We start from the raw sequence: 26,532 nt of genomic DNA, 5'->3' as shown, positions 1-26,532 counted from the left end.
CCAACTTGATGTACAGCTGTACTGCGCGAACTCGATCTTCGTATGAATACATGAACTACCTCCAACGGTAGTCCAAGAAATCCGCCGCACCCCCGATGGGTCAATTTTCGGCCGGCGCCAACAACAAGGGCGCCGGCAAGGGCGCGCTGGTGATCTCGGAGCGCACGCTGCGCGACGCCGCGCACGGCGAACCCTACGCGACGCTGCGCCAGGCGAGCATGTGCCGCGGCGACGGGGGGTTTTCGGGCGGCGGCACGGGAAGCGCGGCGCGGCCCGCCTCGCCGACACCGCCGTATCCCGCCCCCGCGGCAGCGCCCGACCTGAGCATCGACATGCCGACCCATTCCCAGCAGGCCCTGATCTATCGCCTGTCTGGTGACTTGAATCCCCTGCATATCGATCCCGCCGTCGCCCGGCAGGCGGGCTACGGGCGGCCGATCTTCCACGGGCTGGGCTCCTTCGGCATCGCCGGCCATGCGCTGATGGCCGCGCTGTGCGACTACGACCCTGCCCGGGTCCGCACGCTGGCAGCGCGTTTTTCCGCGCCTGTGTTCCCCGGAGAGACGCTCACCATCGACATCTGGCGCGACGCGCAGCCCGGCCGCGCGACCTTCGCCGCGCGCGTCAAGGCGCGCGACGCCGTGGTGATGCGCAACGGCGAGTTCACCTGCGCGCCCTGAGCGCTTCGGCAGGTTCCGGCTGCAGCAAGCCGAGCTGCCGCGCCTTTGCGACGGCGTCGTCGCGGCCATAGACGCCCAGCTTGCCGTAGATGTTCTTCAGGTGCCACTTGACGGTTTCGGGCGTGATGCCCAGCGTCTGGGCTATGCGCTTGTTGGACATGGTCAGCGCGAGCGAGCGCAGGGTCTCCAGCTCGCGCGGGCTGAGCGACTCATGGGCGGTGTCCGCCGCGGGTTCGGCCGCCGCCGCGGGGCCGGAAGAGGCGTGCTGCAGCTTCAGGTAGTCCAGATAGAACGAGGCGCTGGGCGTCAGCACGCCCGCTTCCCGCGCCGCACAGCCGATGTCGAGGATGCCGGCACCGACGTCGAGGATGGCGCGAACCAGGCCGGCCTTGCGCGAGCGCACCAGCAGCGACTCCATCCGGCGATGGGCTTCATCCACGCGCCCGACGCGTTCGAGCAGCAGCACGGTATGGGCATCGAGCTGCAGCAGCTTGCGCTCCTGGCCGGCATAGCCGCCGCTTTGCGCGAGCGAGTGCAGCGTCCGCAGCGCCCGCTCCGGTTCGCCCACGGCCGCCTGCCAGCGGGCTTCGGCCGAAAGCGCCAGCGCCCGCACCTCGCGTCCGGCAGCCGTCGAAGACTCCGGCGGTCGCCGCGCCAGCTGCTTGAGCTGGTCGAGGCTGAGCGCCGCGTCCCGCGCCCGGCCGGCGCGCAGCAGGACCCGAACGCGCTCGGCCAGGGCGTAGCCGCGTGCGCGCACCAACCGTCGCCAGCCGATCTGCTCGTCCAGCAAATCGAGATCGGACAGCGCCTCCTGGAGGTTGCGCTCGAGCAGGCTCAGGCGAATACGCGACAGCGCGGCGCACACCAGCGCCTCCGGCAGCGCCACTCGCTCGATCACGTTGAAGCGTGGCTCCAGGAGGGCCCGCACGCTGTCGAGCTGATTGACCTCGTACAGCACCGCGGCCAGGAAGCTCGCGGCGTTGCAGGCGGCTTCGCTGAACAGGCCCAGCGCGCGGTCAGCCGCGTTGAGCGCCTCGTGCAGCAGCTGCTCGGCCTGCCGCATGTCGCCCTCGCGCAGGTACGAATACCCCACCATGCACCGGCTTTGCAGCGCACCGAAGGCGGAATCCATCAGCGGGATGCCGTCTTCCAGCAGCAGCACCGGCGCATCCAGCAGTGCCCGCGCGGATTCGAAGTGGCCCTGATGGATGCGCAGCCACCCCAGGATGTTGCGCCGCCCGCCCGCCAGGATGGCGTCGTGCGAAGCCGGCAGGCTTTCGAGCGCCGGAATGAGCTGTTCGCCCGCCTGCGTGTCCTCGCACTGGATCGCCAGCGAGCCTTCCAGCAGCGCGAGCTGGCATCGGGCGTCCTGGTCGCCCGGCGCGCTGTTGCGGGCCAGCAGCCCGATGCTGCGGCGGCAGTCCGACAGGCGCCTGTAACACAGCTGCGCCCAAGCCACCCACAGGCGCAGCGAGATGCGTGCGTCCAGCAGCGCCGCCGGCAGCATCTCCACCGCCCTGACCAGCGGCCGCATCTCGCCAGCCAGGAACATGGCGCGTGCATGGCGCTCCACCCAGTCGGCGGCTTCTTCCTCTTCGCCGGCCGCCAGGCAATGGCGCACCGCGTCCACCAGGAACTTTCGCTGCCCCAGCCAGCGGCCCAGCACGGAATGCGTCTGCTGCCGCACGTGTGGCGCAAGGCGCGTGAAGCGCTCGCGCATCACGTCGCGGAACATGGGATGGAAGCGCCACCAGGCCTCTCGTGATCCGGTATCGATCGGCAGCAGGAAGAGGTTGTCCCGCCGCAGCCGGTTCATCAGCGCCAGGCCCGCATCGGCGCCCAGCAGGGTGGCCGCCAGCGCGTCGTTGAAGCGATGGGCGATCGACAAGCGCGCGATCGCGTCGAGCTCTTCCACCGGCACCTGCGACAGCACTTGGCGGTCGAAATAGGAGACGAAGTCGCCAGCGTCTTGCAAAGAAGGGCGATGCGCCGGAAAGGCCGGACCGCCCCGCTCCAGCGAAGCCAGCCGCAGGCCAGCCCCCCAGCCGCCGGTCTGGTCGTAGAGCAGCCGCGTGTCGCGCCGCGCGATGCAGGGATCGCGGGCCTGAAGCAGATGCTCGGCCTCCGAGAAGGTGAAGCGCAGGTCGGCGAAGTCCAGTTCCATCAGCGCGCCCGCCTCGCGCAGCCGCGACAGCGACAGCGGCGGGTCCGTGCGCGACACCAGGACGATGTGCAGATGGGGCGGCGCGAAGTCGATCAGTGTCTGCAGCAGCTCATGCGCCCAGGGATCGGTGACGTGGTGGAAGTCGTCGAAGAACAGCGCCAGTGGACGCCCGTGCCGGATCAGGCCGTTGAGCAGGGGGATTGCCACACTGTCCGCGCCGCGCAGCTCGCCGTCGCGCTCGTGGATCAGCGCGGCCTCGCGCACGATCAGCGGATCGACCTGTGCCAGGCTGGCGAACAGGTTGTCCAGCAGGGTGCCCACGTCTTCGCCGGCGGCGGCCATGCACCAGGCGCAGCCGTGGCCGAAGGGCCTGAGCTGGGCGCGCCACTGCATAGCCAGCGTGGTCTTGCCGCTGCCCGCCGGCCCGCGGATCAGGACACAGGCGGACTGCCTGGCCTGTGCGAGCCGTGCCATCAGACGCGGCCGCTCGATGATGCCGCCTTGGGTTCTTGACGCTTGCATGCTGGTGCCGTTTCGACCTGCTGCTGTCTCCGATGCGCCATAGGTTACTTCAGACGAGGCCCCCCCGAATCGGGGGGTCTACGGATCAAGGCCGCTGCCTACCATGGCGCTCAACCTCAGATCGTTCACGACCCCATGCAGCCCATCGTTCACGTCGCCGGTGTCGGAATGGCACCCTTTCACAAGCCCAGCGCGGCGCCGTCCTACCTGGCGCTGGGCGCCGAGGCGCTGCGCCTGGCGCTGGCTGACGCGGGGCTGTCCTACCCGCAGGTGCAGCAGGCCTTCGCCGGCTACGTCTACGGGGATTCGACCGCCGGACAGCGCGTGCTCTACGGCCACGGCATGACGGGCATTCCGATCGTGAACGTCAACAACAATTGCGCCACCGGCTCGACGGCGCTGTACCTGGCGCGCCAGGCGATCGCCTCGGGCACGGCCGACTGCGTGCTGGCGCTGGGTTTCGAGCAGATGCGCTCCGGCGCCATCGCCAGCGTGTTCGAAGACCGGCCGACGCCCTTCGACCGCTTCAACGAACGGACCGAGGCGCTGGTCGGGCAGCCGCAGCTCCCGCTGGCCATTCGCTATTTCGGCGGTGCCGGACTCGCCCACATGCGGCAGTACGGCACGCGCGTGGAAACCTTCGCCAAGATCCGCGCCAAGGCCAGCCGGCACGCGGCCCGCAACCCGCTCGCCGTGTTCCGCAAGGTGGTGAGCGAGGGTGACGTCATGGCCTCGGAGACGCTGTGGCCCGGCGTCATGACCCGGCTGATGGCCTGCCCGCCCACGTGCGGGGCCGCGGCGGCGCTGCTGTGCTCGGCCGACTTTGCCGCACGCCACGGGCTGAACCGCCAGGTGGCCATCGCCGCGCAAGCGCTGGTGACCGACCGGGAAGACACGTTCGACAGCGACGACATGCGCAAGCTGGTGGGCAGCGGCATGACGCGAGAAGCTGCACGCCAGGTGTACGAGGCCGCGGGCATCGGGCCGGAAGACGTCGACGTGGTCGAGCTGCACGACTGCTTTGCGCACAACGAGCTGATCACCTACGAAGCCCTGGGCCTGTGCGCCGAGGGCGATGGCGAAAAGATGGTGGTCAACGGCGACAACACCTACGGCGGAAAGTACGTGATCAATCCCTCGGGCGGCCTGTTGTCCAAGGGGCACCCGCTGGGCGCCACCGGCATCGCGCAGTGCGTGGAGCTGGTGCAGCAGCTGCGCGCGAATGCCGGCGAGCGGCAGGTGGACCGCGCGCTGGTGGGCCTGCAGCACAACCTCGGCCTGGGCGGCGCCTGCGTGGTCACGGCCTACCGCCGCATGGACGGCTGAGCCTCCGGCGTGCCCGGCCCTCCCTCATCCAGCGACACGCACAGACATGCCTGACTACTTGACCCAGGAACAGCACGGACACGTGCTCGTCCTGACCATGAACGATCCGCAGCGGCGCAATCCGCTGACGGGCAATTCCGCCGTGCAGGAGTTCGTCGAGGTCTGCGCGCGCGTCCAGGCCGGCGGCAGCGTGCGCGCGGTGGTGATCACCGGCGCCGGCAGCGCCTTCAGCGCCGGCGGCGACATTCGCGGCATGCAGCAGCAGGCGGGCGGCGCGGTCCCGGGGCTGGACGTGCGGCGCGGCTACGTCGAAGGCATCCAGCGCCTGCCCCTGGCGCTGGCGGCGCTGGACGTGCCGGTGATCGCCGCCGTCAATGGCGCGGCGATCGGCGCCGGCCTGGACCTGGCATGCGCGTGCGACATGCGCATCGCTTCCGGGCAGGCCCGTTTCGCGGCGAGCTTCGTCAAGCTCGGGCTGGTTCCAGGCGATGGCGGCGCGTGGCTGCTGCAGCGCATCGTCGGCATATCCCGCGCCGCCGAACTCATCTTGAGCGGCGACGCGTTCGACGCCCATCAGGCGCTGGCGTGGGGCCTCGTTTCACAGGTGGTGCCGGCGGCATCGCTGCTGTCCGACGCGCTGGCCCTGGCGCAGCGCATCGCCCAGAATCCGCCGCAGGCCGTGCGGCTGTCCAAGCGGCTGCTGCGCGACGGCATGCACGGCCGGCTCGACGAGTCGCTGCGGGCCGCGGCCTCGCTGCAAGCCCTGCTGCAGCAGACGCCCGATCACCTCGAGGCCATCGCGGCGTTCCTGGAAAAGCGCACGCCCGTCTTCCAGGGCTGACTGGCGAGCGCGCATTTCCCCCCCTTCCGGGCTACCCCCTCCACGCAACGCAAGACCCATGAATATCCAGGACAAGACTTTTCTCGTCACCGGCGGCGCCAGCGGCCTCGGGGCGGCCGCCGCACGCATGCTCACGGCGGCGGGCGCGCGCGTCGTGCTGGCCGACCTCAATGCGGCGGCCGGCGAAGCGCTCGCGGCGGAGTTGGGGCCTCGCGCCCACTTCGCGGCCACCGACGTGACGGACGAGGCCTCGGTCCAGGGCGCCGTCTCGCGGGCCTGCGCCGAAGGAGGCGGCCTGCACGGACTGGTGTGCTGCGCGGGCGTCGCGCCGGGCGAGAAAGTGGTCGGCAGGCAAGGCCCGCACGCGCTCGGCAGTTTCATGCGCGCCGTGCAGATCAACCTGGGCGGCACGTTCAACGCCATCCGCCTGGCCGCCGCCGCGATGCGCGGCAACGCGGCCGACCTGGAAGGCGAGCGCGGGGTGATCGTCTGCACCGCGTCGGTGGCGGCATTCGACGGACAGATCGGCCAGGCCGCCTATGCCGCCTCGAAGGCGGGCGTCGCGGGCATGACGCTGCCAATCGCCCGCGAACTGGCGGCGCACGGCATCCGCGTGATGACCATCGCGCCCGGCATCTTCGAGACACCCATGCTGGCGGGCCTGCCGGCCCAGGTACAGGCGTCGCTGGGGGCGCAGGCGCCCTTTCCCTCGCGGCTCGGCCGGCCGGCGGAATATGCCCAGCTCGTGCGCGCCGTCATCGAGAACACCATGCTCAACGGCGAAACCATCCGGCTGGATGGCGCCATCCGCATGGCGGCGCGATGAGCGGCCTGGCCATGTCCGCCGCGACGGACCCGGTGCTGCTGGCGCTGGAGGGCGGCGTCGCGACGCTGGCCTTCAACCGGCCCCAGGCGCTCAACGCCCTCGACATCCCCACGGCTGCCGCCTTCCTGGCGGCCTGCCGGTCGCTCGCCTCGCTCGATGCGGTGCGCGCCGTGGTGGTGCGGGGGGAGGGCCGCGCCTTCGGCGCCGGCGGCGACCTCACGGCACTGAGGACCGACCCGGCAGCCACGGCGGCGCAGCTGATCGAGAACATGCACCAGGGCATCCGGCTGCTGGCGGCCATGAACGCGCCGGTGATCGCCAGCGTCCACGGCACGGTGGCCGGCGGCAGCCTTAGCCTGATGCTGGCCTGCGACCTGGCGATCGCGGCGGATGGCACGCGCTTCAATCTGGCCTATGCGAACGTGGCGGCCAGCTGCGACGTTTCGGGGTCGTGGAGCCTGCCTCGCGTGGTCGGTCTTCGCCGGGCCATGCAGATCGCCCTGCTCTCGGAAAGCTTCGATGCCGCCCAGGCGCTGCAGTTCGGCCTGGTCAACAGCGTCGTGCCGGCCGACCGGCTGGCGGGCGAGACCGCCGCACTGGCAGGCCGGTTGGCATCCGGGCCCACGCTGGCCTATGGCCGGATGAAGCGGCTCCTGCGCCAGTCCTTCGAGCACGGCTTCGAGGCGCAGCTCGACGCCGAGCGCGACGCCTTCGTCGCCAGCACCGGCACTCAGGACTTCGGCGAGGCCCTGGCCGCCTTCTCCGGGAAGCGCCCACCCCGGTTCCAGGGCCGCTAGGCGCGACCTCCCTGGCCACAAGACATCCACGCACCCGAGGAGACCCTGCGCCATGGCAGGACCATTGACCGGACTGAAGATCGTCGACCTGACCACGGTGCTGATGGGCCCCTTCGCCACGCAGGTGCTGGCGGACATGGGCGCCGACGTGATCAAGGTGGAACCACCCGAAGGCGACGCCGTGCGGCACCTGGGGCCGATGCGCAACCCCGGCATGAGCGCGGGCTTCCTGCACGTCAACCGGAACAAGCGCAGCGTGGTGCTGGACCTCAAGCAGGACGCCGGCCGGGCGCAGCTGCTGGCGCTGGTCGGGACGGCCGACGTCTTCGTCACCAACATCCGGCCCGCCGCCGTGGCGCGGCTGCGTCTGGATCACGAGGCGCTGGCGCGGGCCAACCCCGCGATCATCTCCGTGTCGCTGGTCGGCTACGGACAGGACGGCCCCTACGCGGCCAAGGCGGCCTATGACGACATGATCCAGGCCGCCTGCGCCATCCCCTCGCTGATCGCGCAGGTCAGCGACGGGGTGCCTCGCTACGTGCCATTGGCCATCGTCGACCGCATCGTCGGGCAGGCCGCCGCCACGGCCATCCTGGCGGCCGTGGTGCATCGCATGAAGACGGGCGAAGGCCAGTGTGTCGAGGTGCCGATGTTCGAGACCATGGTGCCTTACGTCATGAGCGAGCACATGAGCGGGCTCACCTATGTCCCGCCGCATGGCGAGCCCGGCTACCGCCGGCTGCTGGCGCCGTCGCGCCAGGCCTACGCGACGCGGGATGGCTTCGTCTGCACCATGCTCTACACCAACCGGCACTGGGCCGACTTCTTCGCCCTCGCGGGGCAGCCCGGACGCTGCGATGCCGACGAGCGGATGCGCACCATCGCCGCGCGCACCCGGCATATCGACGCGCTGTACGCCGAGGTCGCGCAAGTGCTGAAGACCAACACCACGGCCTACTGGATCGACGCGCTGTCGAAGGCCGACATACCCGTGATGCGGCTGCACACGCTGGAGTCGATCATGACCGACCCGCACCTGCGCGCCGTCGGCTTCTTCCGCCAGACGGAGCACCCCAGCGAAGGGACCGTGCTCGACATGGCCCCCATGGGGCGCTGGTCGCGCAGCCAGCCCGATACGCCCCGGCCGGCGCCGCGCCTGGGCGAGCATACGCAGGAGGTACTGGCATCGCTGCGCCCGGAGGCCGACGCAGCGCCGCCGCAATGAACGGCATCCGCCGGAAGCAACCAAGCACAAGGAGACATCACATGACGAAGTTCAAGTTCCTGATCGCGGCGGCCCTGGCGGCCGGATCGCTGTCGATCCCGGCCTTGGCCGACACCTATCCCTCGCGCCCGATCAAGATGGTGCTGGGCTTTCCACCAGGCGGCCCCACCGACGTGACGGCGCGCATGTTCGCGCAAGCCATTTCCGAAGATCTCGGGCAGCCGGTGGTCGTGGACAACCGGGCCGGCGGCGGCAGCACCATCGCCACCCGCGCCGTGCTGAGCGCGCCGGCCGACGGCTACACCATCCTGTACAACACCTCCTCGCTGGTCCTGGCCGCGTCGCTGTACAAATCGGCCAACTACGACGTGGCGAAGGATCTGGTGCCGGTGGTGCGCACCGCGGGAGCGCCCATGGTGGTCGCGGTGACTTCCGGCTTTCCCGCGAAGACATTCAAGGAATTCGTCGATGTGGTCAAACGCAAGCCCGGCAGCTACAACTACGGCTCGTCAGGCGCAGGCACCATCGACCACCTGGCCCCCGCCCTGCTCCTGTCGGAGCTGAACCTGCGCATGGAGCATGTGCCCTACGCAGGCACCGCCCCCGCGCTCGTGGGCCTGGCCAGCGGCGACACGCAGATGATGGTCACGACGCTCACGACCATCATGCCCTTCGTCGCGGACAAGCGCTTGCGGCCGCTGGCGATCGCCTCGCCCAGCCGCTCCGGGATGCTGCCCGAGGTCCCGACCGTGGCCGAGGAGGCCGGCCTGCCGAACTTCGAGATGACCGCATGGACCGGCATCGTCGCCGCCGCCGGCACGCCGCCGGCGGCCGTGGCGCGGCTGAACGAATCCGTCAACAAGGCGCTGCGCAACCCCCGCTTCGTCGAGCGGCTGCGCGCGGCGGGGGCGGAGCCCTACGGCGGCACGGCCGCGGCGTACGGCGCCTACCTGGCGTCCGAGAGCGTTCGATGGAAGGCCGTCATCGAGCGGGCCGGCGTGCAACCGCAGTGAGAGCATCACCATGACCGACCAGCCCAAGCCCCCGTCGCAGCCGCCGGTGATCGTGGAGCACCCCGCCGCGGGCGTGGCGCTCGTGCGCCTGAATCGGCCCGGACGGCACAACGCGCTGAGCGCCGACGCCATGCAGGCGCTGCGCCAGGCGCTGGAGGGCCTGAGCCGGGATGCGGCCCTCCGGGTCCTGGTGCTGACTGGCGCCGCACCGGGCTTCTGCGCCGGGCTGGACCTGGCCGCCACGCTCGGGAACGCCGGCGCGGCAGGAAGCCCCGCCCCTTCCGCGGCCGAGTGGATGGCGCTCCAGGAACTGTTCTCGGGCGCCGTGCGGCAACTCCGCGGCAGCGACAAGGCCGTCATCGCCGCCGTCAACGGCGCCGCCGTCGGCGCCGGCTTCGCGCTCGCGCTGGCGGCCGACGTGCGCATCGCCAGCCGCTCGGCCTCGTTCCACGTCGGCGCCGTGCGGATGGGGCTGACCGCCGGCGAGTGCGGTATCAGCTATCACCTTCCGCGCTGCATCGGCGCCTCGCGCGCCTTCGACCTCATGCTCACCGGCCGGCCCGTGATGGCCGAGGAAGCCGGCCGCATCGGCCTGGTCTCGGACGTGGTGGACGACGCCCGGCTGCTCGACAAGGCGCTCGAGATGGCCGCGTCAATCATGCAGGCCAGCCCCTACGCCAGCCGCCATACCAAGCAGGTGATGTGGGCCAACCTCGACGCCCCCAGCCTGGATGCCGCGCTCGCGCTGGAAAATCACGCCCAGGTCCTCGGGCTGATGACCGCCGACTTCCGGGAGGCCGCCACCGCCTTCATCGAGAAGCGCGCCCCCATCTTTCACAACCGCTGACACACATCCCATGAAAACCAGAATCACCGAACTGCTGGGCATCCGCTACCCCATCATCCAGGGGGGCATGCAATGGGTGGGCCGGGCCGAACTGGCATCGGCAGTCTCCGACGCCGGCGGACTGGGCGTGCTCACGGCGCTGACGCAGCCCACGCCGCAGGCGCTGGGCGAAGAGATCAAGCGCTGCCGCGCCATGACGGACCGGCCGTTCGGCGTGAACATCACGATCCTGCCGACCGCCAGTCCGCCGCCGTACGAGGCCTACCTGGACGCGGTCATCGACGCAGGGGTCGGCATTCTGGAGACGGCCGGCCACAACCCCAGGGCGCTCATCCAGAAGGCCAAGCTCCACGGAATCAAGGTGGTGCACAAGTGCACTTCGGTGCGCCACGCGCTGTCGGCCGAGCGCGCCGGTGTGGACGCCATCTCGATCGACGGCTTCGAGTGCGCCGGCCACCCCGGCGAGGACGACGTGGGCGGCTTGGTGCTGTTCGCCGCGGCCGCCGATCAGGTGAAGGTCCCGCTCATCGCCTCGGGCGGCATTGCCGACGGCCGCGGCCTGGCCGCGGCGCTGGCCCTCGGGGCGGAGGGGGTCAACATGGGCACGCGCTTCTGTGCGACGCAGGAGGCGCCGATCCATCCGAACATCAAGAACGCGCTGCTGGCGGCCAGCGAGCGCGACACCAACCTGATCTTCCGCACGCTGCACAACACCGGCCGCGTGCTGAAGAACGCGGTGTCCGACGAGGTCATCGCCACGGAGCGCAGGCCCGGCGGCTGCGAGTTCAAGGACATCCACGGCCTGGTGGCCGGGGCGCGCGGCCGCGCCGCCCTCGAAAGCGGCGACGTGGACGGCGGCCTGGTCTGGGCCAGCCAGGTGACGGGACTGATCCACGACATCCCGGCCTGCGCCGAGCTGTTGGAACGCATGGTGGCGCAGGCCCGCGAGATCTTCGACGCGCGCCAGGCGATCTTCCAGGATCGGGATCGCCAATGAGCATCCTCGACTCCCTGGCGCCAACGACGATTCCGCCCGGCGACGAGGCGCTTCGCGCGCAGGTGCGGGACTTCCTCGCGCGCGCGTTGCCGGATGTGCCCGCCCACGTGCGGGCCCGCTCCTGGAATGGCGCCAATGCCGCGTTCAGCCGCGAGCTTGCAAAGGCCGGCTGGCTGGGCATGACGCTGCCCGCGGAATACGGCGGCGGAGGCCGCAGCGCATTTGCCCGCTACGTGCTGGTGGAAGAACTGCTGAGCGCCGGCGCCCCGGTGGCGCTGCACTGGGTGGCCGATCGCCAAAGCGGCCCCCAGATCCTGAAATATGGCACTGAGGCGCAAAAGCGCTTCTACCTGCCGCGCATCTGCCGCGGCGAGGCCTTCTTCTGCATCGGCATGAGCGAGCCCAACGCCGGCTCCGACCTGGCGGGCGTGAGGACGCGCGCGGCACCCAACGAGGCGGGCTTCCTGCTCAACGGCCAGAAGATCTGGACCACCAATGCACACCACTGCCAGTACATGATCGCGCTGGTGCGCACCTCCGGCGAGGCGGCCGACCGGCACAAGGGCCTGTCGCAGGTGATCGTCGATCTGTCGCTGCCCGGCATCACCATCCGGCCCATCACCGACCTGTCGGGCGACACCCACTTCTGCGAGGTGTTCTTCGACAACGTGCAGCTGGCTACCGATGCGCTCGTGGGCCACGAAGGCCAGGGCTGGGAGCAGGTCACCGCCGAGCTGGCCTTCGAGCGCAGCGGGCCGGAGCGGCTGTTCTCCAGCATCGTGTTGTTCGACGAATGGCTGGCCTGGGTGCGCACGCCGCAGGGCCGCACCGAAAGCGCCGTGCGCCTGGCCGGTGGCGTCTTCACCGAGCTGGCGCCGCTGCGCGCGATGTCGGTGGCGGTGCAGGAGAAGCTCACGCGCGGCGAAAGCCCGGTCATCGAAGCCGCGCTGGTCAAGGAGCTGGGCACCACGCTGGAGCAGTTCATTCCGGCGGCCATTGCGGACGACCTCCACGGCCGGGACACGGCCGGCGTGCCGGCGGAGTTGCTGCAGACGCTGAACTACGTGACCGAGGTCGCGCCGTCCTTCTCGCTGCGCGGCGGAACGCGCGACATCCTGCGCGGCATGATTGCGCGCGGCCTGGGCCTGCGCTGAGAAAGAACTCGCATGCAAGACGATCTGTTTGCCGACGCCGCCCGCCAGCTGCTGCGCGACCAATGTCCCCCCCGGCAGGTGCGCGCCATCGAGTCGGGCGCATCGCCGCAGGCGCTGTGGAACGCACTCGAGCAGGCCGGCTTCGCCGATGCCCTGGTTCCCGAAACCCAGGGCGGCGCGGGCCTGCCGCTCGCCCAGGTGTTCAACGTATGGTCGCTGTGCGGCGCCCATGCGCTGCCTGTGCCGCTGGCGGAAACCATGCTGGCGCGCGCACTGCTGGCCGTGTGTGGAACGGCGCCCGGCGCCGGCTCCATCGCACTCGCACAAGGGCGGCTGCAGCCCGATGGCGGCCTGCATTGCACGGTGGTCCCCTTGGGCCGGGTGGCCGATGCGGTACTTGTCCAGCATGGCAGAGGCTGGCGCCTGCTGGCAGCGGACCAGGCGGTGTCGACGCCCGCCGCCTTCCGCCTCGACGCCGGCATGCACTGGTCCGCCGCGACGGCAGGGGCCGCCCCGCAGCCATCGATCGCGCTGCCCGCTGGCCTGGACCTGAACACGCTGCAAGCGTGCCTGATCGCGGCCCAGATGGCCGGCGCATTGATGGAAGTCTTCCGGCGCACGCTGCAGTACGCCAACGAGCGCACGCAGTTCGGCCGCCCCATCGGCAAGTTCCAGGCCATCCAGCACCAGCTCGCGATCATGAGCGAGCACGTGTTCGCCGCCCGCATGGCGGCGCAGCTGGGCTGTGCGGGCGAAGGCATGCTGCCCGATCGGCTGCGCGTGGCGGTGGCCAAGGCGCGCTGCAGCCAGGCGGCGCTGGCCGCCGCGCAGACGGCGCACGCGGTCCACGGTGCCATCGGCTTCACGGAGGAGTTCGACCTGCAACTGTTCACACGGCGGCTGCATGCCTGGCGGTGGACGGCCGGCTCCGAGTCGTTCTGGCATGCGGTCGCCGGCTCGGTGCTCACCGACGCCCACGCCGGCCCCACACTGGACCTTCTGCGAACCACCAGTGAAGCCGCTGGGGCAGTCCCCGCGTGATTGCGCCGGGGCGGGCCGACGGCACATACGTGATGAATAGCGCGGCCCGGAAACTCGAGGACGGGGCGGTGCTTTAATGCCGCGTCGCGCGAATGTCCGCGACTCGATGCGGCAATCCGTCCGCGCCTGCGGCCATGCAGGGAAAGCAGCTCGGGAGCCGGACGCACAGGCCGTCGTGGAAGAGGGTTTTTTCAAAGGAGTGGATGGATGAAGATCCTGGTCCCCGTGAAGCGGGTGGTAGACAAGGACATCAAGGTCCGTGTGAAGAGCGACGGCACGGGGGTGGACATCGCCAACGTGAAGATGAGCATGAACCCGTTCGACGAGATCGCGGTGGAAGAGGCGGTGCGGCTGAAGGAAAAGGGCGTGGCCAGCGAGGTGATCGCGGTGAGCTGCGGCGAAGCCAAGAGCCAGGAGACGCTGAGAACGGCGCTGGCCATCGGGGCGGACCGCGCCATCCTGGTCGAATCGAGCGAGGAACTGCAGCCCCTGGCCGTGGCCAAGCTGCTGAAGGCCCTGGTGGACAAGGAAGCCCCCGGGCTGGTGATCCTGGGCAAGCAGGCCATTGACGACGACGCCAACCAGACCGGCCAGATGCTGGCCGCGCTGGCCGATCTGCCCCAGGGCACCTTCGCCGGCAAGGTGGAGGTCGAGGGCGACAAGGTCAAGGTCACCCGCGAGGTGGACAGCGGCCTGGAAACGGTCACGCTCACGGTCCCGGCCGTCATCACCGCCGACCTGCGCCTCAATGAGCCGCGCTACGTCACGCTGCCCAACATCATGAAGGCCAAGAAGAAGCAGCTGGACACCGTGAAGCCCGAGGAGCTGGGCGTGGACGTAACTCCCCGCCTGAAGACCCTGAAGGTGGCCGAGCCCCCGAAGCGCGGCGCCGGCATCAAGGTGCCGGACGTGGCCACGCTGGTGGACAAGCTCAGGAACGAAGCCAAGGTGATCTGAGGAGGAACGACATGAGCACACTCGTCATTGCAGAACACGACAACCAAACGATCAAGCCCGCGACGCTGAACACGGTGGCGGCGGCCAGCGCCATCGGAGGCGAAGTGCACGTGCTGGTGGCCGGGCACAACGCCGGGGCGGCGGCCCAGGCGGCCAGCCAGATCGCCGGGGTGGGCAAGGTGATCCATGCGGACGGCGCGAGCCTGGCGGACGGCCTGGCCGAGAACCTGGCAGCCCAGGTGCTGGCCCTGGCGGGCGACTACAGCCACATCCTGTTCCCCAGCACGGCCAGCGGCAAGAACGTGGCGCCGCGGGTGGCGGCCAAGCTGGACGTGGCGCAGGTCAGCGACATCACCAAGGTGGTGAGTCCGGACACCTTCGAGCGGCCGATCTATGCGGGCAACGCGATCGCGACGGTGCAGAGCAGCGATGCCAAGAAGGTGATCACGGTGCGCACGACCGGCTTCGACGCGGCAGCCGCCACGGGCGGCAGCGCCCAGGTGGAAACCAGGGACGCGGTGGCCGACAGCGGCAAGAGCGCGTTCGTGGGCCGGGAGGTGAGCAAGAGCGACCGGCCTGAGCTGACGGCGGCCAAGATCGTGGTCTCGGGTGGCCGGGCGCTGGGCAGCAGCGAGAAGTTCCAGGAGGTGATGACGCCGCTGGCGGACAAGCTGGGTGCGGCGATCGGTGCCAGCCGGGCGGCGGTGGACGCGGGCTACGCGCCCAACGACCTGCAGGTGGGGCAGACGGGCAAGATCGTGGCGCCGCAGCTGTACATCGCGGCGGGCATCAGCGGGGCGATCCAGCATCTGGCCGGGATGAAGGACTCCAAGGTGATCGTGGCGATCAACAAGGATCCGGAGGCGCCGATCTTCAGCGTGGCCGACTACGGGCTGGAGGCGGACTTGTTCACGGCCGTGCCTGAGCTGGTGCATCAGGCGTGACCTCGCCGCCCGCCACTCATGCGGCGCCGAGCGCATGTGCGGCCACCTGCCGAAAGCGCTGCGCTGCGGCGCTCGGCCGATCGGCATGCAATGCCAGCGCCAGACCGATATCGGCCGCCTCGGGCAGGTCGGCGATGCGCCGGTAGGCAATCCGGGGGTTGGGGGTGTGCTGGGTGATCATGGGCACCAGCGCGACGCCCAGGCCGCTTTCCACCAGTGAAAGCACCGTCTGCACCTGGGTGGCCTCCTGCGTCACGCGGGGCAGGAAGCCTGCAAGCTGGCAGGCCAGCATCGCCATGGCGTGCAGGCCCGCCGCTTCGGTGGGCCCGTAGAAAACGAAGGATTCGCCCGCCAGGTCCTCCAGCCGCAGTTCCGGCCGCTGGGCCAGAGCGTTGCCCATGGGCAGCGCTGCGATGAAGCGTTCGGACAGCAGCGGCGTCAGACTGACTTGTGCCGAGGCCATCAGCGGCGTGCGGACCACACCGACGTCCAGTTCGCCAGCCGCCACCTGCGCCGTGATGTGGATGGAGGTGCTCTCCTTGAGCACCAACTCGACGGCCGGGTACTCGGCGCGGAACAGTCGCACGATGCGCTGCAGGACGCCGTGCGTGGTGGAGCCGACGAAGCCCACTCTGAGCGCACCGCCCGAACCCGCCGCGGCGGCGGCGGCGACCTCTCGCAATTGGGCGCTGTGGAAAAGCAGCCGTCGCGCATCCGCCAGCGCCGCCTGCCCGCTCGGGGTGAGGGAGACGCCGCCAGCGCCCCCTCGCTCGAACAGGCGCACGCCCAGTTCGGATTCGAGCTTCTGGATCGACACCGACAGCGGAGGCTGCGCGATGTGCAATCGCTCGGCAGCCCGCCGGAAATTCAGCGTCTCGGCCAGCACCACGAACTGCCGCACGCGGCGCAGGTCCAGCACGGGGCCGGCCGGCCCGTCGCCGTGCTCCGGCGGCTCCTTCGATCGGCGCAACGCACGCCTCCTCAGCTGCCGAAGCGAGGGGCGCGCTTCTCCAGGAAGGCCGATACCGCCTCGGCGTGCTCCGGCGTCTTGTGCGCCAGCGCCTGGAAGGCGGCCGACAGCTCCAGCAGGGTGTCCAGGCGCGTGTGCATCGCCTCGCGCATGAGCTTCTTGGTCATGCGCATGGCCTGCGGCGGATGGACCACGATGCGCGCCGCCAGCTCGCGCGCCGCGTCCATCAGCGATTCGTGCGGCACCACGCGCGAGACCAGGCCCCACTCCAGCGCGCGCTGCGCATCGATGACCTCGGCGGTGAACGTCAGCTCCGCGGCGCGTGCCATGCCGATCAGGCGCGGCAGCAGCCAGGCGCCGCCGTCGCCGGGGATGATGCCCAGCTTGACGAAGCTCTCGGCGAACTTCGCTTTTTCGGAGGCGATGCGCAGGTCGCACATGCAGGCCAGGTCCAGCCCCGCCCCGAGGGCCGGGCCGTTGACGGCGGCGATCACCGGCACCTCCAGGTTGAACAGCGCCAGCGGCAGGCGCTGGATGCCGGTACGGTAGTCCTCGCGGATGCGCGCGGGCGCCATCTCGGGCGCGGCCTGCTGCTGCATGGTCCGGATGTCGCCGCCGGCGGAGAAGGCGGGGTCGGCACCGGTGAGGATCACCGCGCGCACGCCGGCATCGGCGCGGATGCGCTCGATCGCGGCGACGAACTCGTCCACCGCCGTGTTCCCCGTCAGCGGGTTGCGGCGCTCGGGCTGGTTCATCGTGAGCGTCACCACGTGGTCGTGCTGCGCGTAGGAAAGGAAGTCGCTCATCTGCTTGTCTCCTGGGGTGGAAGTGCGGGGGAGGTGCCCCGATGCACCTATCGCCATGGGCGGATTCGATACGCCCGCTCGCGGTGGCACACGAAGGGTACACGAGCATACGCCCACCCTTGTCCGATATCGAAACGATATCGTTTTCAATCAAATTAATATTGGACTCTCGCGGCACCCGCCTCCTATGCTGCACGCCAGACGGACGAACCGGAAACTGGAGACAGCAAGGCATGAACACCGCGCTCGGGCACCTGAAGGTGCTGGACCTCACGCGCATCCTGGCCGGCCCCTGGGCCACGCAGAACCTGGCCGACATGGGCGCCGAAGTCATCAAGGTGGAGCGCCCCGGCCCGGGCGACGACACGCGGGCCTGGGGCCCGCCCTTCCTGAAGGACGACGAGGGCCGCGAGACCGCCGACTCCTCCTACTTCCTGTCGGCCAACCGGGGCAAGAAGTCGATCACGGTGGACCTCGCCCGCCCCGAGGGCCAGACGCTGATCCGCGAGCTGGCCACGCAGGCCGACGTGCTGGTGGAGAACTACAAGGTCGGCACGCTGGCGCGCTACGGGCTGGACTACGAGAGCCTGAAGGCCCTGAACCCGCGCCTGGTGTATTGCTCGATCACCGGCTTCGGCCAGAGTGGCCCCTATGCCGCCCTGCCCGGCTACGACTTCGTGTTCCAGGGCATGGGCGGGCTGATGAGCATCACCGGCCAGCCCGACGGCGCGCCCGGCGACGAGCCGATGAAGGTGGGCATCGCCATCAGCGATCTGCTGTGCGGCATGTACGCCACCACCGCCATCCTGGCGGCGCTGGAGCACCGGCACCTTAGCGGCCAGGGGCAGTACATCGACATGTCGCTGCTGGACTGCGTGGTCACCGTCAATTCCTACCAGGCGATCAACTACTTCCTCTCGGGAAAGATTCCGCGGCGCATGGGCAACGCGCACTCGAACATGGTTCCCTACCAGGTGTTCCGCTGCAAGGAGGGCGACGTGATCGTCGCGGTCGGCAACGACGGGCAGTTCCGCGCCTTCTGCAAGCTGATCGGCCGCGATGACCTGGCCGCCGACGCGCGCTATGCCACGCCCGGCCAGCGCAACCGCCACCGCGACACGCTGATCCCGGAGATCGCCCAGGCCATGCTGGCACGCACCATGGAGGAATGGGTGCGGCTCATGGAGTCGGCCAACGTGCCCTGCGGCCCCATCAACAACATGCAGCAAGTCTTCGAGGACGCGCAGGTGCGGCATCGCGGCATGCAGCTGTCGCTGCCGCACGGCGCCGGCGTGCAGGCGCCCGCGGTCGCCAGCCCGATCCGGCTGTCGGACACGCCCATCCGGTACGGCCGCTCAGCGCCGCTGCTGGGCGAGCACACCGATGCCGTGCTCGGCGAGAAGCTGGGCCTGTCGCCCGAGCGCATCGCCGCCCTGCGCGCCGAAGGCGTGATCTGAAGGTGTGAACACACCCACCGCTTTTTTTCCAGGAGACGACATGCAACGCAAGACCTTCCTTCAAGGCGCCATGGCCCTCGCGCTGGCGGCCGGCACCGCCGGCGCACTGGCGCAGCCGCGCCCGGCGGTCATCCGCTTCGTGGTGCCCTACCCGGCCGGCGGCGCGGCCGACCAGATCACCCGGCTGGTGGCCAATGACGCGGCCGCCGTCCTGGGCACGCCCATCGTGATCGAGAACAAAGGCGGCGCGGCCGGCATGATCGCGGCCGAGACGGTGCTGCGCGCCGAGCCCGACGGCGCCACCTTCTTCGTCGGCGCCAACGCGCCGATGGTCATCAACCAGGCCATCTACGAAAAGATCGCCTACGACCCCGCGAAGGATTTCGTGCCGGTGGCCGGCATGGGCAAGGCCCCCCTGCTGCTGGTCACGTGCAAGAACCTGGGCGCGGACAAGCTGCCGGCGCTGATCGCCCTGGGTGCGAAGGAGCCCGGCAAGCTCACCATGGGCTCGGCCAGCAGCGGCAACATCACGCACCTGGCGGGCGAGTACGCGAGCAGCAAGATGGGTTTCAAGGTGACGCACGTGCCCTTCGCCGGCAGCGCGCCCGCCATCACCAGCATGATGGGCGGCAACGTGGACATCATGTTCGACGCCCTGCCCTCGTGCATGCAGCAGGCCAAGGCCGGGCGCATCGTGCCGCTGGCCATCATGGACGGCCAGCGCTTTCCGCAGCTGCCCGGCGTGCCGACCATGGCCGAGCTGGGCTACCCGGGCCTGGAGGCCAGCGCGTGGTTCGGCGTGGTGGCCCGCAGCGGCACGCCGCGCGCTTCGATCGAGGCGATGAACAAGGCGATCAACGAGGCGCTGAAGCAGCCCTCGCTGGTGGAAAAGCTGCGCAACATCGGCGCCCAGCCCATGCCGGGCACGGCCGAGCAGTTCGCGCAGTTCATCGCCGCCGAGCGCGCGCAATGGGTCCCCGTGGCCAAGTCGCTGGGCGTGAAGGCGGACTGAACACCATGACCGCAACGCGTAGTTTCGATTCCATCGCCGCGCTCAAGGCCTACGTGGGCCAGCCGGCCGTCACGGGCGAGCCGATCCTGATCGACCAGGCCATGATCGACACCTTCGCCGGCGTGACGCAGGACCACCAGTGGATTCACGTCGATCCCGAACGCGCCGCCGCCGAGTCGCCCTTCGGCACCACCATCGCGCACGGGCTACTCACGCTGTCGCTCATCACCGGCTGGTACCACCGCCTGTTCGCGTTCCCGGGGCGCAAGCTGGCGCTCAACTACGGCTTCGACAAGGTGCGCTTCACCGCGCCGGTGCCCTGCGGCTCGGCGCTGGCGGGCCGCTTCCGGCTGGAGCGCGTGGAAGACATCCGCGAGAACGAAGCGCGCTGCGTGTGGCACGTGGAGGTGGGCGCCGAAGGCGCCGAACGCCCCGCGATGGTCGCGCAGTGGCTGATGCAGCTGCGCTACTGAAGGAACGACTGGAACGACTGGCGCACCGGCGCGCCGACGAGGTAACCCGCATGTCCGTACTCGAGCTCAGCCGCAGCGGCGCCACCGCCGTGCTGACCATGAACCGCCCGGCCGCGCGCAACGCGCTCGACCTGGAGCTGCGCGGCGCCTTCGCCGAACTGCTGCCGCGCATCCGCGACGACGCCGAGGTGCGCGCGGTGGTGCTCACCGGCGCCGGCGGCCATTTCTGCGCCGGCGGCGACGTGCGCACCATGGGCGGCGGCCAGGGCGGCACCGACGTTTTCGAGGGCCGCAGCCGCATCCTGGCGATGCAGCGCTGGTTCGACGAACTGGTGGACCTGGAAAAGCCCGTCATCGCCGCGGTGGACGGCGTTGCCTACGGCGCCGGCCTGTCGCTGGCGCTGGCGGCCGACTTCGTGCTCGCCTCGCCGCGCGCCACCTTCTGCTGCGTGTTCGCGCGCATCGGCTACGTGCCGGACCTGGCCGGCATGTACCTGCTGCCGCGCGCCGTCGGCCTGGCGCAGGCCAAGGAGCTGGCCTTCTCGGCCCGCGTGGTCGGCGCGCGCGAAGCGCAGGCGCTGGGCATCGCGCAGCGCGTGGTGGAGCAAGGGCCGGTGCTCGACGCCGCGCTGGAACTCGCCGCCCGCTTCGAGCATGCGCCCGCCGGGGCGATGGGCATCGTCAAGTCGGTGATGAACCACGCCTTCGAGTCCGACCGCCGCAGCATCTACATGCAGGAAGCCATGGCCCAGTCGCTGTGCCGCGAAAGCGCCTTCCACAAGGAGGCGGCGCGCCGCTTCCTCGACAAACAACCTCCGCTGTACCAATGGCCACAGGAAACGCCATGACCGATCCACACGCCGCCACCCCGGACCTGCTGCCCCAGCAGGAATACTTTGCCCACCTGGCCGAAGGCCGCTTCATGATCCAGCGATCGCGCGGCAGCGGCGAATACGTGTTCTACCCGCGGGTGGCCGCGCCGCGCACCGGCGCGCTCGACCTCGAATGGGTGCCCGCCAGCGGCCGGGGCACCGTGTACGCCACCACCGTGATGCGCGTGCGCCCGCCGGCCGCGCCCTACAACGTGTGCCTGGTGCAGCTCGACGAAGGCCCGCGCATGATGAGCCGCGTCGAAGGCATCGACCCGCAGGCCGTGACCGTCGGCATGCCGGTGCGCGCGCGCATCGCGCGCGACGACGAAGGCCAGCCGCTGGTGGTGTTCGACCCGGCCGCAAAGGTGCAGGCATGACCCGCGAACGCTTCCCGCGCGGCAAGGCCGCCATCGTGTCCGGCGCCACCTACGGCATTGGTGAGTCGCCGGGGCTGTCCTCGCTCGACCTGGCCGTCTCGGCCAGCGTGCGCGCGCTCGATGCCGCGGGCCTCGCGCCCGCCGACGTGGACGGCCTGTTCATCGGCCTGCCCGACGACTACCTCTCGGGCCTGAGCTTCACAGAGTACCTGGGCATCTCGCCGCGCCTGACCGACAACAACCGCACCGGCGGCTCCTCGTTCCTCACGCACGCGATCCACGCGGCGCTGGCGCTGGACGCCGGGCTGTGCGACGTGGCGCTGATCGCCTACGGCAGCAACCAGCGCACCGCGTCGGGCAAGCTGGTCAGCGCCATGCGGCCCTCGCCCTACGAGGGGCCGTACAAGCTGGCCCGGCCGGTGGGCGGCTACGCGCTGGCGGCCTCGCGCTACATGGCGCAGTACGGCCTGAAGAAGGAACAGCTCGGCGCCGTGGCCCTGGCCGCGCGCGCGTGGGCGCAAAAGAACCCGGAAGCCTTCATGCGCGAGCCGCTCACGATGGACGACTACCTGGGCGCGCGCCTGGTGGCCGACCCCTTCTCGGTGCGCGACTGCTGCCTGGTCACCGACGGCGCCGCCGCCGTGGTGATGGTGCGCGCCGAGCGCGCCCGGGAACTGGCCGCGCGGCCGGCCTACCTGCTGGGCGGCGCCGAGGCCGCCTGGCACAAGGACATCACGAACATGCCGGATCTCACCGTCACCGCGGCTTCGCTCAGCGGCCCGCGCGCCATGGCGCAGGCGGGCGTGAAGCCGGCCGACATCGACGTGGTGCAGCTGTACGACGCGTTCACGCTCAACACCATCCTGTTCCTGGAAGACCTGGGCTTTTGCGCCAAGGGCGAAGGCGGCGCCTTCGTCGAGGGCGGGCGCATCGCGCCGGGCGGCCAGCTGCCGGTCAACACCAACGGCGGCGGCCTGTCCTGCGTGCATCCCGGCATGTACGGCCTGTTCACCATGGTCGAGGCCGTGCGCCAGCTGGCCGGCGCGGCGGGCGAACGGCAGGTGCCCGGCGCCAGGCTGGCGCTGGCGCACGGCAACGGCGGCGAGCTGTCGAGCCAGGCCACGCTGGTGCTGGGCACCGAGGAAACGCTTTGAGCACGAACCCGAGAACGAAGGAAGACACACACATGACCACCAAGGAAAGCTTCTCGCTGGAGAACCGCCAAGTCATCGTCACCGGCGCCGGCCAGGGCATCGGCCGTGCGCTGGCCACCGCCATCGCCGAACTGGGCGGGCGCGTGGTCGCGGTGGACCTGAACCCCGAGGCCCTGGCCGCGCTGCGCGACGCGCTGGGCGCCGGGCGCTGCGCCACCGTCGCCGGCAGCGTCGCCGACCCGGCCGTCGCCCAACAGGCGGTGGAAGCCGGCGTGGCCGCCTTCGGCGGCGTCAACGGCCTGGTCAACAACGCCGGCATCACCCGCACCGCGATGATCGACAAGATGTCGCCCGGCGACTGGCAGCAGGTGATCGACGTGCACCTCACGGGCGCCTTCTACTGCCTGCAGGCCCTGGGCGGCCACCTGCTGGCACGCGCCAAGGCGGGCGAGAAGATCAGCGGCTCGATCGTCAACATCTCCTCCGACGCGGGCCGGCGCGGCACCATCGGGCAGATCAACTACGGCACCGCCAAGGCCGGCGTGCTGGGCATGACGATGTGCGCCGCGCGCGAATGGGCGCGGTGGAACATCCGTGTCAACACGGTGGGCTTCGGCGTGGTGGAAACGCCCATGACCGAGACCATCCGCGGCGAGAAATTCCGCGACACCTACCTGCAGCAGATTCCCCTGGGCCGCTGGGGCGAGGCCGACGAGGTGGCGCGGCCGGTGTGCTTCCTGCTCTCGGACGGCGCCTCCTACGTGACCGGCCAGCACCTGTCCGTCAACGGCGGCTACACCATCGGGCTCTGAGCATTTGCCGATGCACACGCTGCTCGACCACTTCGCGCCCGCGGCGCTGCCCGAGGAAGCCGAGCGCTTTCGCGCGCAGGTGCGGGGCTTCCTCGCCGAACACATGCCCGCGCTGCCGGCCGACCGCCGCGCGCGCTCCTGGCTGGGCTTCGACGCCGCCTTCAGCCGCGCGCTCGCCGCGCAGGGCTGGGTGGGCGTGACCCTGCCGCGCGCCCACGGCGGCGCGCAGATGGACGCCTTCTCGCGCTTCGTGCTGGTGGAAGAGCTGCTCACCGCCGGCGCCCCGGTGTCGGCGCACTGGATCGCCGACCGCCAGAGCGGCCCGCTGATCCACAAGTTCGGCACCGAGGCGCAGCAAGCCTTCTACCTGCCGCGCATCTGCCGCGGCGAAGCCTTCTTCTGCATCGGCATGAGCGAGCCCAACGCGGGCTCGGACCTGGCCAGCGTGGGCACGCGCGCCGTGCGCGCGGCGGGCGGCGGCTGGTCGCTCTCCGGCCGGAAGATCTGGACCACCAACGCGCACCACTGCCATTACATGATCGCGCTGGTGCGCACCTCCGGCACGCCGCAGGACCGCCACCAGGGCCTGTCGCAGTTCATCGTCGATCTCTCGCTGCCCGGCGTCACGGTGCGCCCCATCACCGACCTGGCGGGCGATGCGCATTTCTCCGAAGTCTTCTTCGACGAAGTGCCGCTGGCCGACGACGCGCTCATCGGGCAGGAAGGCAGCGGCTGGGCGCAGGTGACGGCCGAGCTGGCCTTCGAGCGCAGCGGCCCCGAGCGCATTTATTCGAGCATCGTCCTGCTGGACCGCTGGATCGACTGGCTGCGCGCGCGTGGCGACACCCGCCACGCCGCCGCGGTGGGGCGCTTCGCCACCCACCTCGCGGCGCTGCGCGGCCTGTCGCTGTCGGTCACGGCGCGGCTGGCGGCCGGCGAAAGCCCGGTGGTGGAAGCCGCGCTGGTCAAGGAACTGGGCACCACTTTCGAGCAGGAGATCCCGGCCGCCATCGAGGCCGCGCTGGGCGAGGAGCCCGACGCGCCGGTGGACGCCGAGCTGCTGCGCACCTGCGCCTACGTCAGCCAGATCTGCCCCACCTATTCGCTGCGCGGCGGCACGCGCGAAATCCTGCGCGGCGTGATCGCGCGCGGCCTGGGCCTGCGCTGAGAGCCCGACGCAAGAAGGAAGAACACGCATGTTTACCGAGGCATTCGAAGACATCCTGCGCGGCCACTGCACCGGCGCGCAGGTGCGCGCCATCGAGGCCGGCGGCCCCCACGACGCGATGTGGGAGGCGATCGCCGGCTCCGGCTTCCTGGACCTCATGGCGCCCGAGGACGCCAGCGGCGCCGGCCTGGACCTGGCCGGCGCGCTGCCGATATTCACCGCGCTGGGCGCGCACGCCGTGCCGCTGCCCGTGGGCCAGGCGATCGCGCTGCGCACGCTGCTGCCCGCCGGCCAGGCGGTGCCGCCGGGCCTGCCCACCTTCGCGCCGGCGCTGCGGCGCGAGAGCGACGGTGCGTTCACCGCGCCGCGCGTGCCCCACGGCACGCAAGCCGACCATGTGCTGGCCGAGCACGACGGCGCGCTGTGGCTGCTGGACGCGCATGCCGCGCAGCGCCGCCCCGCCGGCATCCACGGCGAAGCCACGGCAGACCTGCACTGGCCGGCGGCCGCGGCCAGCGCCGCACGCCCCCTGCCGCAGGCCGTGCCGCCCGGCCGCCTGGCCGCCTGGGGTGCCGCGCTGCACGCGGCGCTGCTGGCCGGCGCGCTGCAGCGCAGCTTCGAGATGACCTTGCAGTACGGCAACGACCGCGTGCAGTTCGGCAAGTCCATCGGCAAGTTCCAGGCCGTGCAGCACCAGCTGGCGGTGATGGCCGAACACGTCGCCGCCGCGCGCATGGCCGTGGCGGGCGCCTTCGCGGCGGGGCGCAGCGGCCCGGCGATGCTGCCCGCCGCCATCGCCAAGGCCCGCACCAGCGAAGCCGCGACCGTGGCCGCCACCACCGCGCACGCGGTGCACGGCGCCATCGGCATCACCGAGGAATACGATCTGCAACTGTTCACCCGCCGGCTGCACACATGGCGGCTGGCGCACGGCTCCGAAGCACACTGGCACCGCGTCGTCGGACAGGCGCTGCTGGATGCGCCCGGCACGCCGGCCGGCGACTTCGTGCGCGGGCTGCAGGCCGCATAACAGGCCCCGCCGGCACGCCGGGCCGTGCCAGCCCACAACATCGAAAGTCGGAGACACACCATGACTCATCGCACCCCGCTTTCCCGCCGCGCCCTGCTCGCGGCCACCCTCGCCGCGCCCGCGGCCGCCCTGCTGCCGCTGCCGGGCCCCGCGCGGGCGCAGGCCGCCTTTCCCTCGCGCCCCATCAAGTTCGTCGTGCCCTTCGGCCCGGGCAGCGGCACCGACACCTCGGCGCGCTATTTCGGCAGGAAGCTCTCGGAGATGACGGGCCAGCCCGTGGTGGTGGAAAACCGGCCCGGCGGCAACGGCTTCATCGCCGTGCGCCAGGTGCTGGCGGCGCCGGCCGACGGCTACACGGTGTTCATCGGCAGCAACTCCACGCTGGCCGTGAACGTGGCGCTGTTCCGCAAGCTGCCCTACGACCCGACCCGCGACCTCGCGCCGCTGTCGATGATGATGCACGCGCCCGCCCTGCTGGTGGTGCCTCCGGACTCGCCGCACAAGGACGTGGCCTCGCTGGTCGCGGCGGCCAAGGCCGCGCCGCTCACGCTGAACTACGGCGCCGGCTCGGCCGGCTATCAGTTGATGGCCGAGCTGTTCAACGACGCGGCCGGCATCCAGACCACCCACGTGCCCTTCAAGAGCGCGGCCGAGGCGCTGACGGCGGTGGCCTCGGGCATGGTGCATTTCTCCTTCGCCGACATCACGGCCGCGCTGGAGATGGTCAAGGGCTGTCGGCGCCGGTTGAACTTTGACCCACCGGGGGTGCGGCGGATTTCTTGGACTGGTTATGCCATGAGCCCCAGGCTCTTGCGATATTCAACAGGGCTGAGAGCACCCAGTGAGATCTTGATCCGTTTCTCGTTGTACCAGCGGATGTATGCATCCAGGGCCTGGGTGAACTGCTCGATGCTCGCGGCTTTCCAGTCTCGAGGGTAGAACATTTCCGTCTTCAGCCTGCCGAAGAAGCCCTCGCAGGCGGCGTTGTCAGGCGAGCACCCTTTGCGTGACATCGAACGAATCAGCCTGGCATCGGCGATGCGCGATAGCCACCCCGGCCAGCGATA

26 protein-coding genes and 1 pseudogene are annotated in these 26,532 nt (G+C 70.5%); 23 read left to right on the top strand and 4 right to left on the bottom strand.

What is annotated here, in order from left to right:
- The first annotated feature begins 95 nt into the window (after positions 1 to 95).
- Positions 96 to 680 (top strand): MaoC family dehydratase, encoded by a 585-nt coding sequence (locus tag Q392_RS22890; RefSeq protein WP_051953875.1) that lies wholly within the window; start codon positions 96 to 98, stop codon positions 678 to 680.
- Here Q392_RS22890 and Q392_RS22885 read toward each other — a convergent pair.
- Positions 664 to 3,318, bottom strand: a complete 2,655-nt coding sequence (locus tag Q392_RS22885; protein ID WP_038212916.1) for a winged helix-turn-helix domain-containing protein — start codon at positions 3,316 to 3,318, stop codon at positions 664 to 666. The two genes, Q392_RS22890 and Q392_RS22885, sit on opposite strands and share 17 nt — an antisense overlap.
- Positions 3,319 to 3,501: 183 nt before the next feature.
- Between Q392_RS22885 and Q392_RS22880 the strand changes: the two genes are divergently transcribed.
- The 12 genes from Q392_RS22880 to Q392_RS22825 all read left to right on the top strand — a co-directional run bounded on the left by Q392_RS22880 (position 3,502) and on the right by Q392_RS22825 (position 15,334).
- Positions 3,502 to 4,692: a lipid-transfer protein gene (locus Q392_RS22880; RefSeq protein ID WP_038212911.1), complete on the top strand. Its 1,191-nt coding sequence runs from the start codon at positions 3,502 to 3,504 to the stop codon at positions 4,690 to 4,692.
- Between the two features lie 46 nt (positions 4,693 to 4,738).
- A complete protein-coding gene (locus Q392_RS22875) occupies positions 4,739 to 5,533 on the top strand; it encodes a crotonase/enoyl-CoA hydratase family protein (RefSeq protein WP_038212907.1) in 795 nt (264 codons plus the stop codon).
- Between the two features lie 58 nt (positions 5,534 to 5,591).
- Positions 5,592 to 6,359, top strand: a complete 768-nt coding sequence (locus Q392_RS22870; protein WP_038212900.1) for an SDR family NAD(P)-dependent oxidoreductase — start codon at positions 5,592 to 5,594, stop codon at positions 6,357 to 6,359.
- An 11-nt stretch (positions 6,360 to 6,370) separates the two neighbouring features.
- The gene (locus tag Q392_RS22865; protein WP_038212937.1) at positions 6,371 to 7,156 is read left to right on the top strand and encodes an enoyl-CoA hydratase/isomerase family protein; all 786 of its coding nucleotides are present in this window, start codon (positions 6,371 to 6,373) and stop codon (positions 7,154 to 7,156) included.
- A 52-nt stretch (positions 7,157 to 7,208) separates the two neighbouring features.
- Positions 7,209 to 8,381 (top strand): CaiB/BaiF CoA transferase family protein, encoded by a 1,173-nt coding sequence (locus Q392_RS22860; protein ID WP_038212925.1) that lies wholly within the window; start codon positions 7,209 to 7,211, stop codon positions 8,379 to 8,381.
- A 41-nt stretch (positions 8,382 to 8,422) separates the two neighbouring features.
- Positions 8,423 to 9,394 (top strand): Bug family tripartite tricarboxylate transporter substrate binding protein, encoded by a 972-nt coding sequence (locus Q392_RS22855; protein WP_038212897.1) that lies wholly within the window; start codon positions 8,423 to 8,425, stop codon positions 9,392 to 9,394.
- A 10-nt stretch (positions 9,395 to 9,404) separates the two neighbouring features.
- Positions 9,405 to 10,241, top strand: a complete 837-nt coding sequence (locus Q392_RS22850) for an enoyl-CoA hydratase-related protein (RefSeq protein WP_051953874.1) — start codon at positions 9,405 to 9,407, stop codon at positions 10,239 to 10,241.
- Between the two features lie 10 nt (positions 10,242 to 10,251).
- Complete coding sequence (locus Q392_RS22845; protein ID WP_051953873.1) at positions 10,252 to 11,238, top strand: NAD(P)H-dependent flavin oxidoreductase; 987 nt, start codon at positions 10,252 to 10,254, stop codon at positions 11,236 to 11,238.
- Positions 11,235 to 12,392 (top strand): acyl-CoA dehydrogenase family protein, encoded by a 1,158-nt coding sequence (locus tag Q392_RS22840; RefSeq protein WP_038212895.1) that lies wholly within the window; start codon positions 11,235 to 11,237, stop codon positions 12,390 to 12,392. The genes Q392_RS22845 and Q392_RS22840 overlap by 4 nt, the downstream gene beginning before the upstream one ends.
- Positions 12,393 to 12,404: 12 nt before the next feature.
- Entirely contained in the window at positions 12,405 to 13,433 is a 1,029-nt protein-coding gene (locus Q392_RS22835) for an acyl-CoA dehydrogenase family protein (RefSeq protein ID WP_038212891.1), read from the top strand.
- A gap of 207 nt (positions 13,434 to 13,640) precedes the next feature.
- Complete coding sequence (locus tag Q392_RS22830) at positions 13,641 to 14,390, top strand: electron transfer flavoprotein subunit beta/FixA family protein (RefSeq protein ID WP_038212888.1); 750 nt, start codon at positions 13,641 to 13,643, stop codon at positions 14,388 to 14,390.
- Between the two features lie 11 nt (positions 14,391 to 14,401).
- Positions 14,402 to 15,334 carry an electron transfer flavoprotein subunit alpha/FixB family protein gene (locus Q392_RS22825; RefSeq protein WP_038212886.1) on the top strand — a complete coding sequence of 311 codons (933 nt, stop codon included), beginning with the start codon at positions 14,402 to 14,404 and terminating at the stop codon, positions 15,332 to 15,334.
- A 16-nt stretch (positions 15,335 to 15,350) separates the two neighbouring features.
- Here the strand turns inward: Q392_RS22825 and Q392_RS22820 are convergent, their stop codons facing one another.
- Positions 15,351 to 16,250, bottom strand: coding sequence for a LysR family transcriptional regulator (locus Q392_RS22820; protein ID WP_038212922.1), 900 nt, complete (start codon positions 16,248 to 16,250; stop codon positions 15,351 to 15,353).
- A 65-nt stretch (positions 16,251 to 16,315) separates the two neighbouring features.
- Complete coding sequence (locus Q392_RS22815; protein ID WP_038212884.1) at positions 16,316 to 17,110, bottom strand: crotonase/enoyl-CoA hydratase family protein; 795 nt, start codon at positions 17,108 to 17,110, stop codon at positions 16,316 to 16,318.
- Positions 17,111 to 17,343: 233 nt separating this feature from the next.
- Between Q392_RS22815 and Q392_RS22810 the strand changes: the two genes are divergently transcribed.
- From Q392_RS22810 to Q392_RS22765, 10 genes and pseudogenes are all read left to right on the top strand, one after another.
- Entirely contained in the window at positions 17,344 to 18,567 is a 1,224-nt protein-coding gene (locus Q392_RS22810; RefSeq protein ID WP_038212882.1) for a CaiB/BaiF CoA transferase family protein, read from the top strand.
- Positions 18,568 to 18,607: 40 nt separating this feature from the next.
- Positions 18,608 to 19,579, top strand: a complete 972-nt coding sequence (locus Q392_RS22805; RefSeq protein ID WP_038212879.1) for a Bug family tripartite tricarboxylate transporter substrate binding protein — start codon at positions 18,608 to 18,610, stop codon at positions 19,577 to 19,579.
- 5 nt (positions 19,580 to 19,584) lie between these two features.
- Positions 19,585 to 20,052, top strand: coding sequence for a MaoC family dehydratase (locus Q392_RS22800; protein ID WP_038212877.1), 468 nt, complete (start codon positions 19,585 to 19,587; stop codon positions 20,050 to 20,052).
- Positions 20,053 to 20,102: 50 nt separating this feature from the next.
- Positions 20,103 to 20,900, top strand: coding sequence for an enoyl-CoA hydratase/isomerase family protein (locus Q392_RS22795; protein ID WP_038212875.1), 798 nt, complete (start codon positions 20,103 to 20,105; stop codon positions 20,898 to 20,900).
- On the top strand, positions 20,897 to 21,301 hold the full coding sequence (locus Q392_RS22790; RefSeq protein ID WP_038212874.1) for a Zn-ribbon domain-containing OB-fold protein: 405 nt from the start codon (positions 20,897 to 20,899) through the stop codon (positions 21,299 to 21,301). Before Q392_RS22795 ends, Q392_RS22790 begins: the two co-directional genes overlap by 4 nt.
- Positions 21,298 to 22,455, top strand: coding sequence for a thiolase (locus Q392_RS22785; protein ID WP_038212873.1), 1,158 nt, complete (start codon positions 21,298 to 21,300; stop codon positions 22,453 to 22,455). The genes Q392_RS22790 and Q392_RS22785 overlap by 4 nt, the downstream gene beginning before the upstream one ends.
- A gap of 32 nt (positions 22,456 to 22,487) precedes the next feature.
- Positions 22,488 to 23,267, top strand: coding sequence for an SDR family NAD(P)-dependent oxidoreductase (locus Q392_RS22780; RefSeq protein ID WP_038212871.1), 780 nt, complete (start codon positions 22,488 to 22,490; stop codon positions 23,265 to 23,267).
- Between the two features lie 10 nt (positions 23,268 to 23,277).
- On the top strand, positions 23,278 to 24,435 hold the full coding sequence (locus Q392_RS22775; RefSeq protein WP_038212870.1) for an acyl-CoA dehydrogenase family protein: 1,158 nt from the start codon (positions 23,278 to 23,280) through the stop codon (positions 24,433 to 24,435).
- Between the two features lie 28 nt (positions 24,436 to 24,463).
- Entirely contained in the window at positions 24,464 to 25,465 is a 1,002-nt protein-coding gene (locus Q392_RS22770) for an acyl-CoA dehydrogenase family protein (protein ID WP_038212867.1), read from the top strand.
- A 60-nt stretch (positions 25,466 to 25,525) separates the two neighbouring features.
- Positions 25,526 to 26,212: pseudogene (locus tag Q392_RS22765) on the top strand (Bug family tripartite tricarboxylate transporter substrate binding protein); the annotation flags it as partial.
- Positions 26,213 to 26,253: 41 nt separating this feature from the next.
- Here Q392_RS22765 and Q392_RS32210 read toward each other — a convergent pair.
- Positions 26,254 to 26,532, bottom strand: a 279-nt coding sequence (locus Q392_RS32210; protein ID WP_157008156.1) for an IS3 family transposase, incomplete at its 5' end; no start/stop codon positions are given.

Origin of the sequence: Xenophilus azovorans DSM 13620 (assembly GCF_000745855.1) — a bacterium.
Classification (GTDB): domain Bacteria; phylum Pseudomonadota; class Gammaproteobacteria; order Burkholderiales; family Burkholderiaceae_C; genus Xenophilus; species Xenophilus azovorans.
The sequence above is the reverse complement of the archived record's forward strand: the minus strand, read 5'-3'. Positions and strand labels throughout refer to the sequence as shown.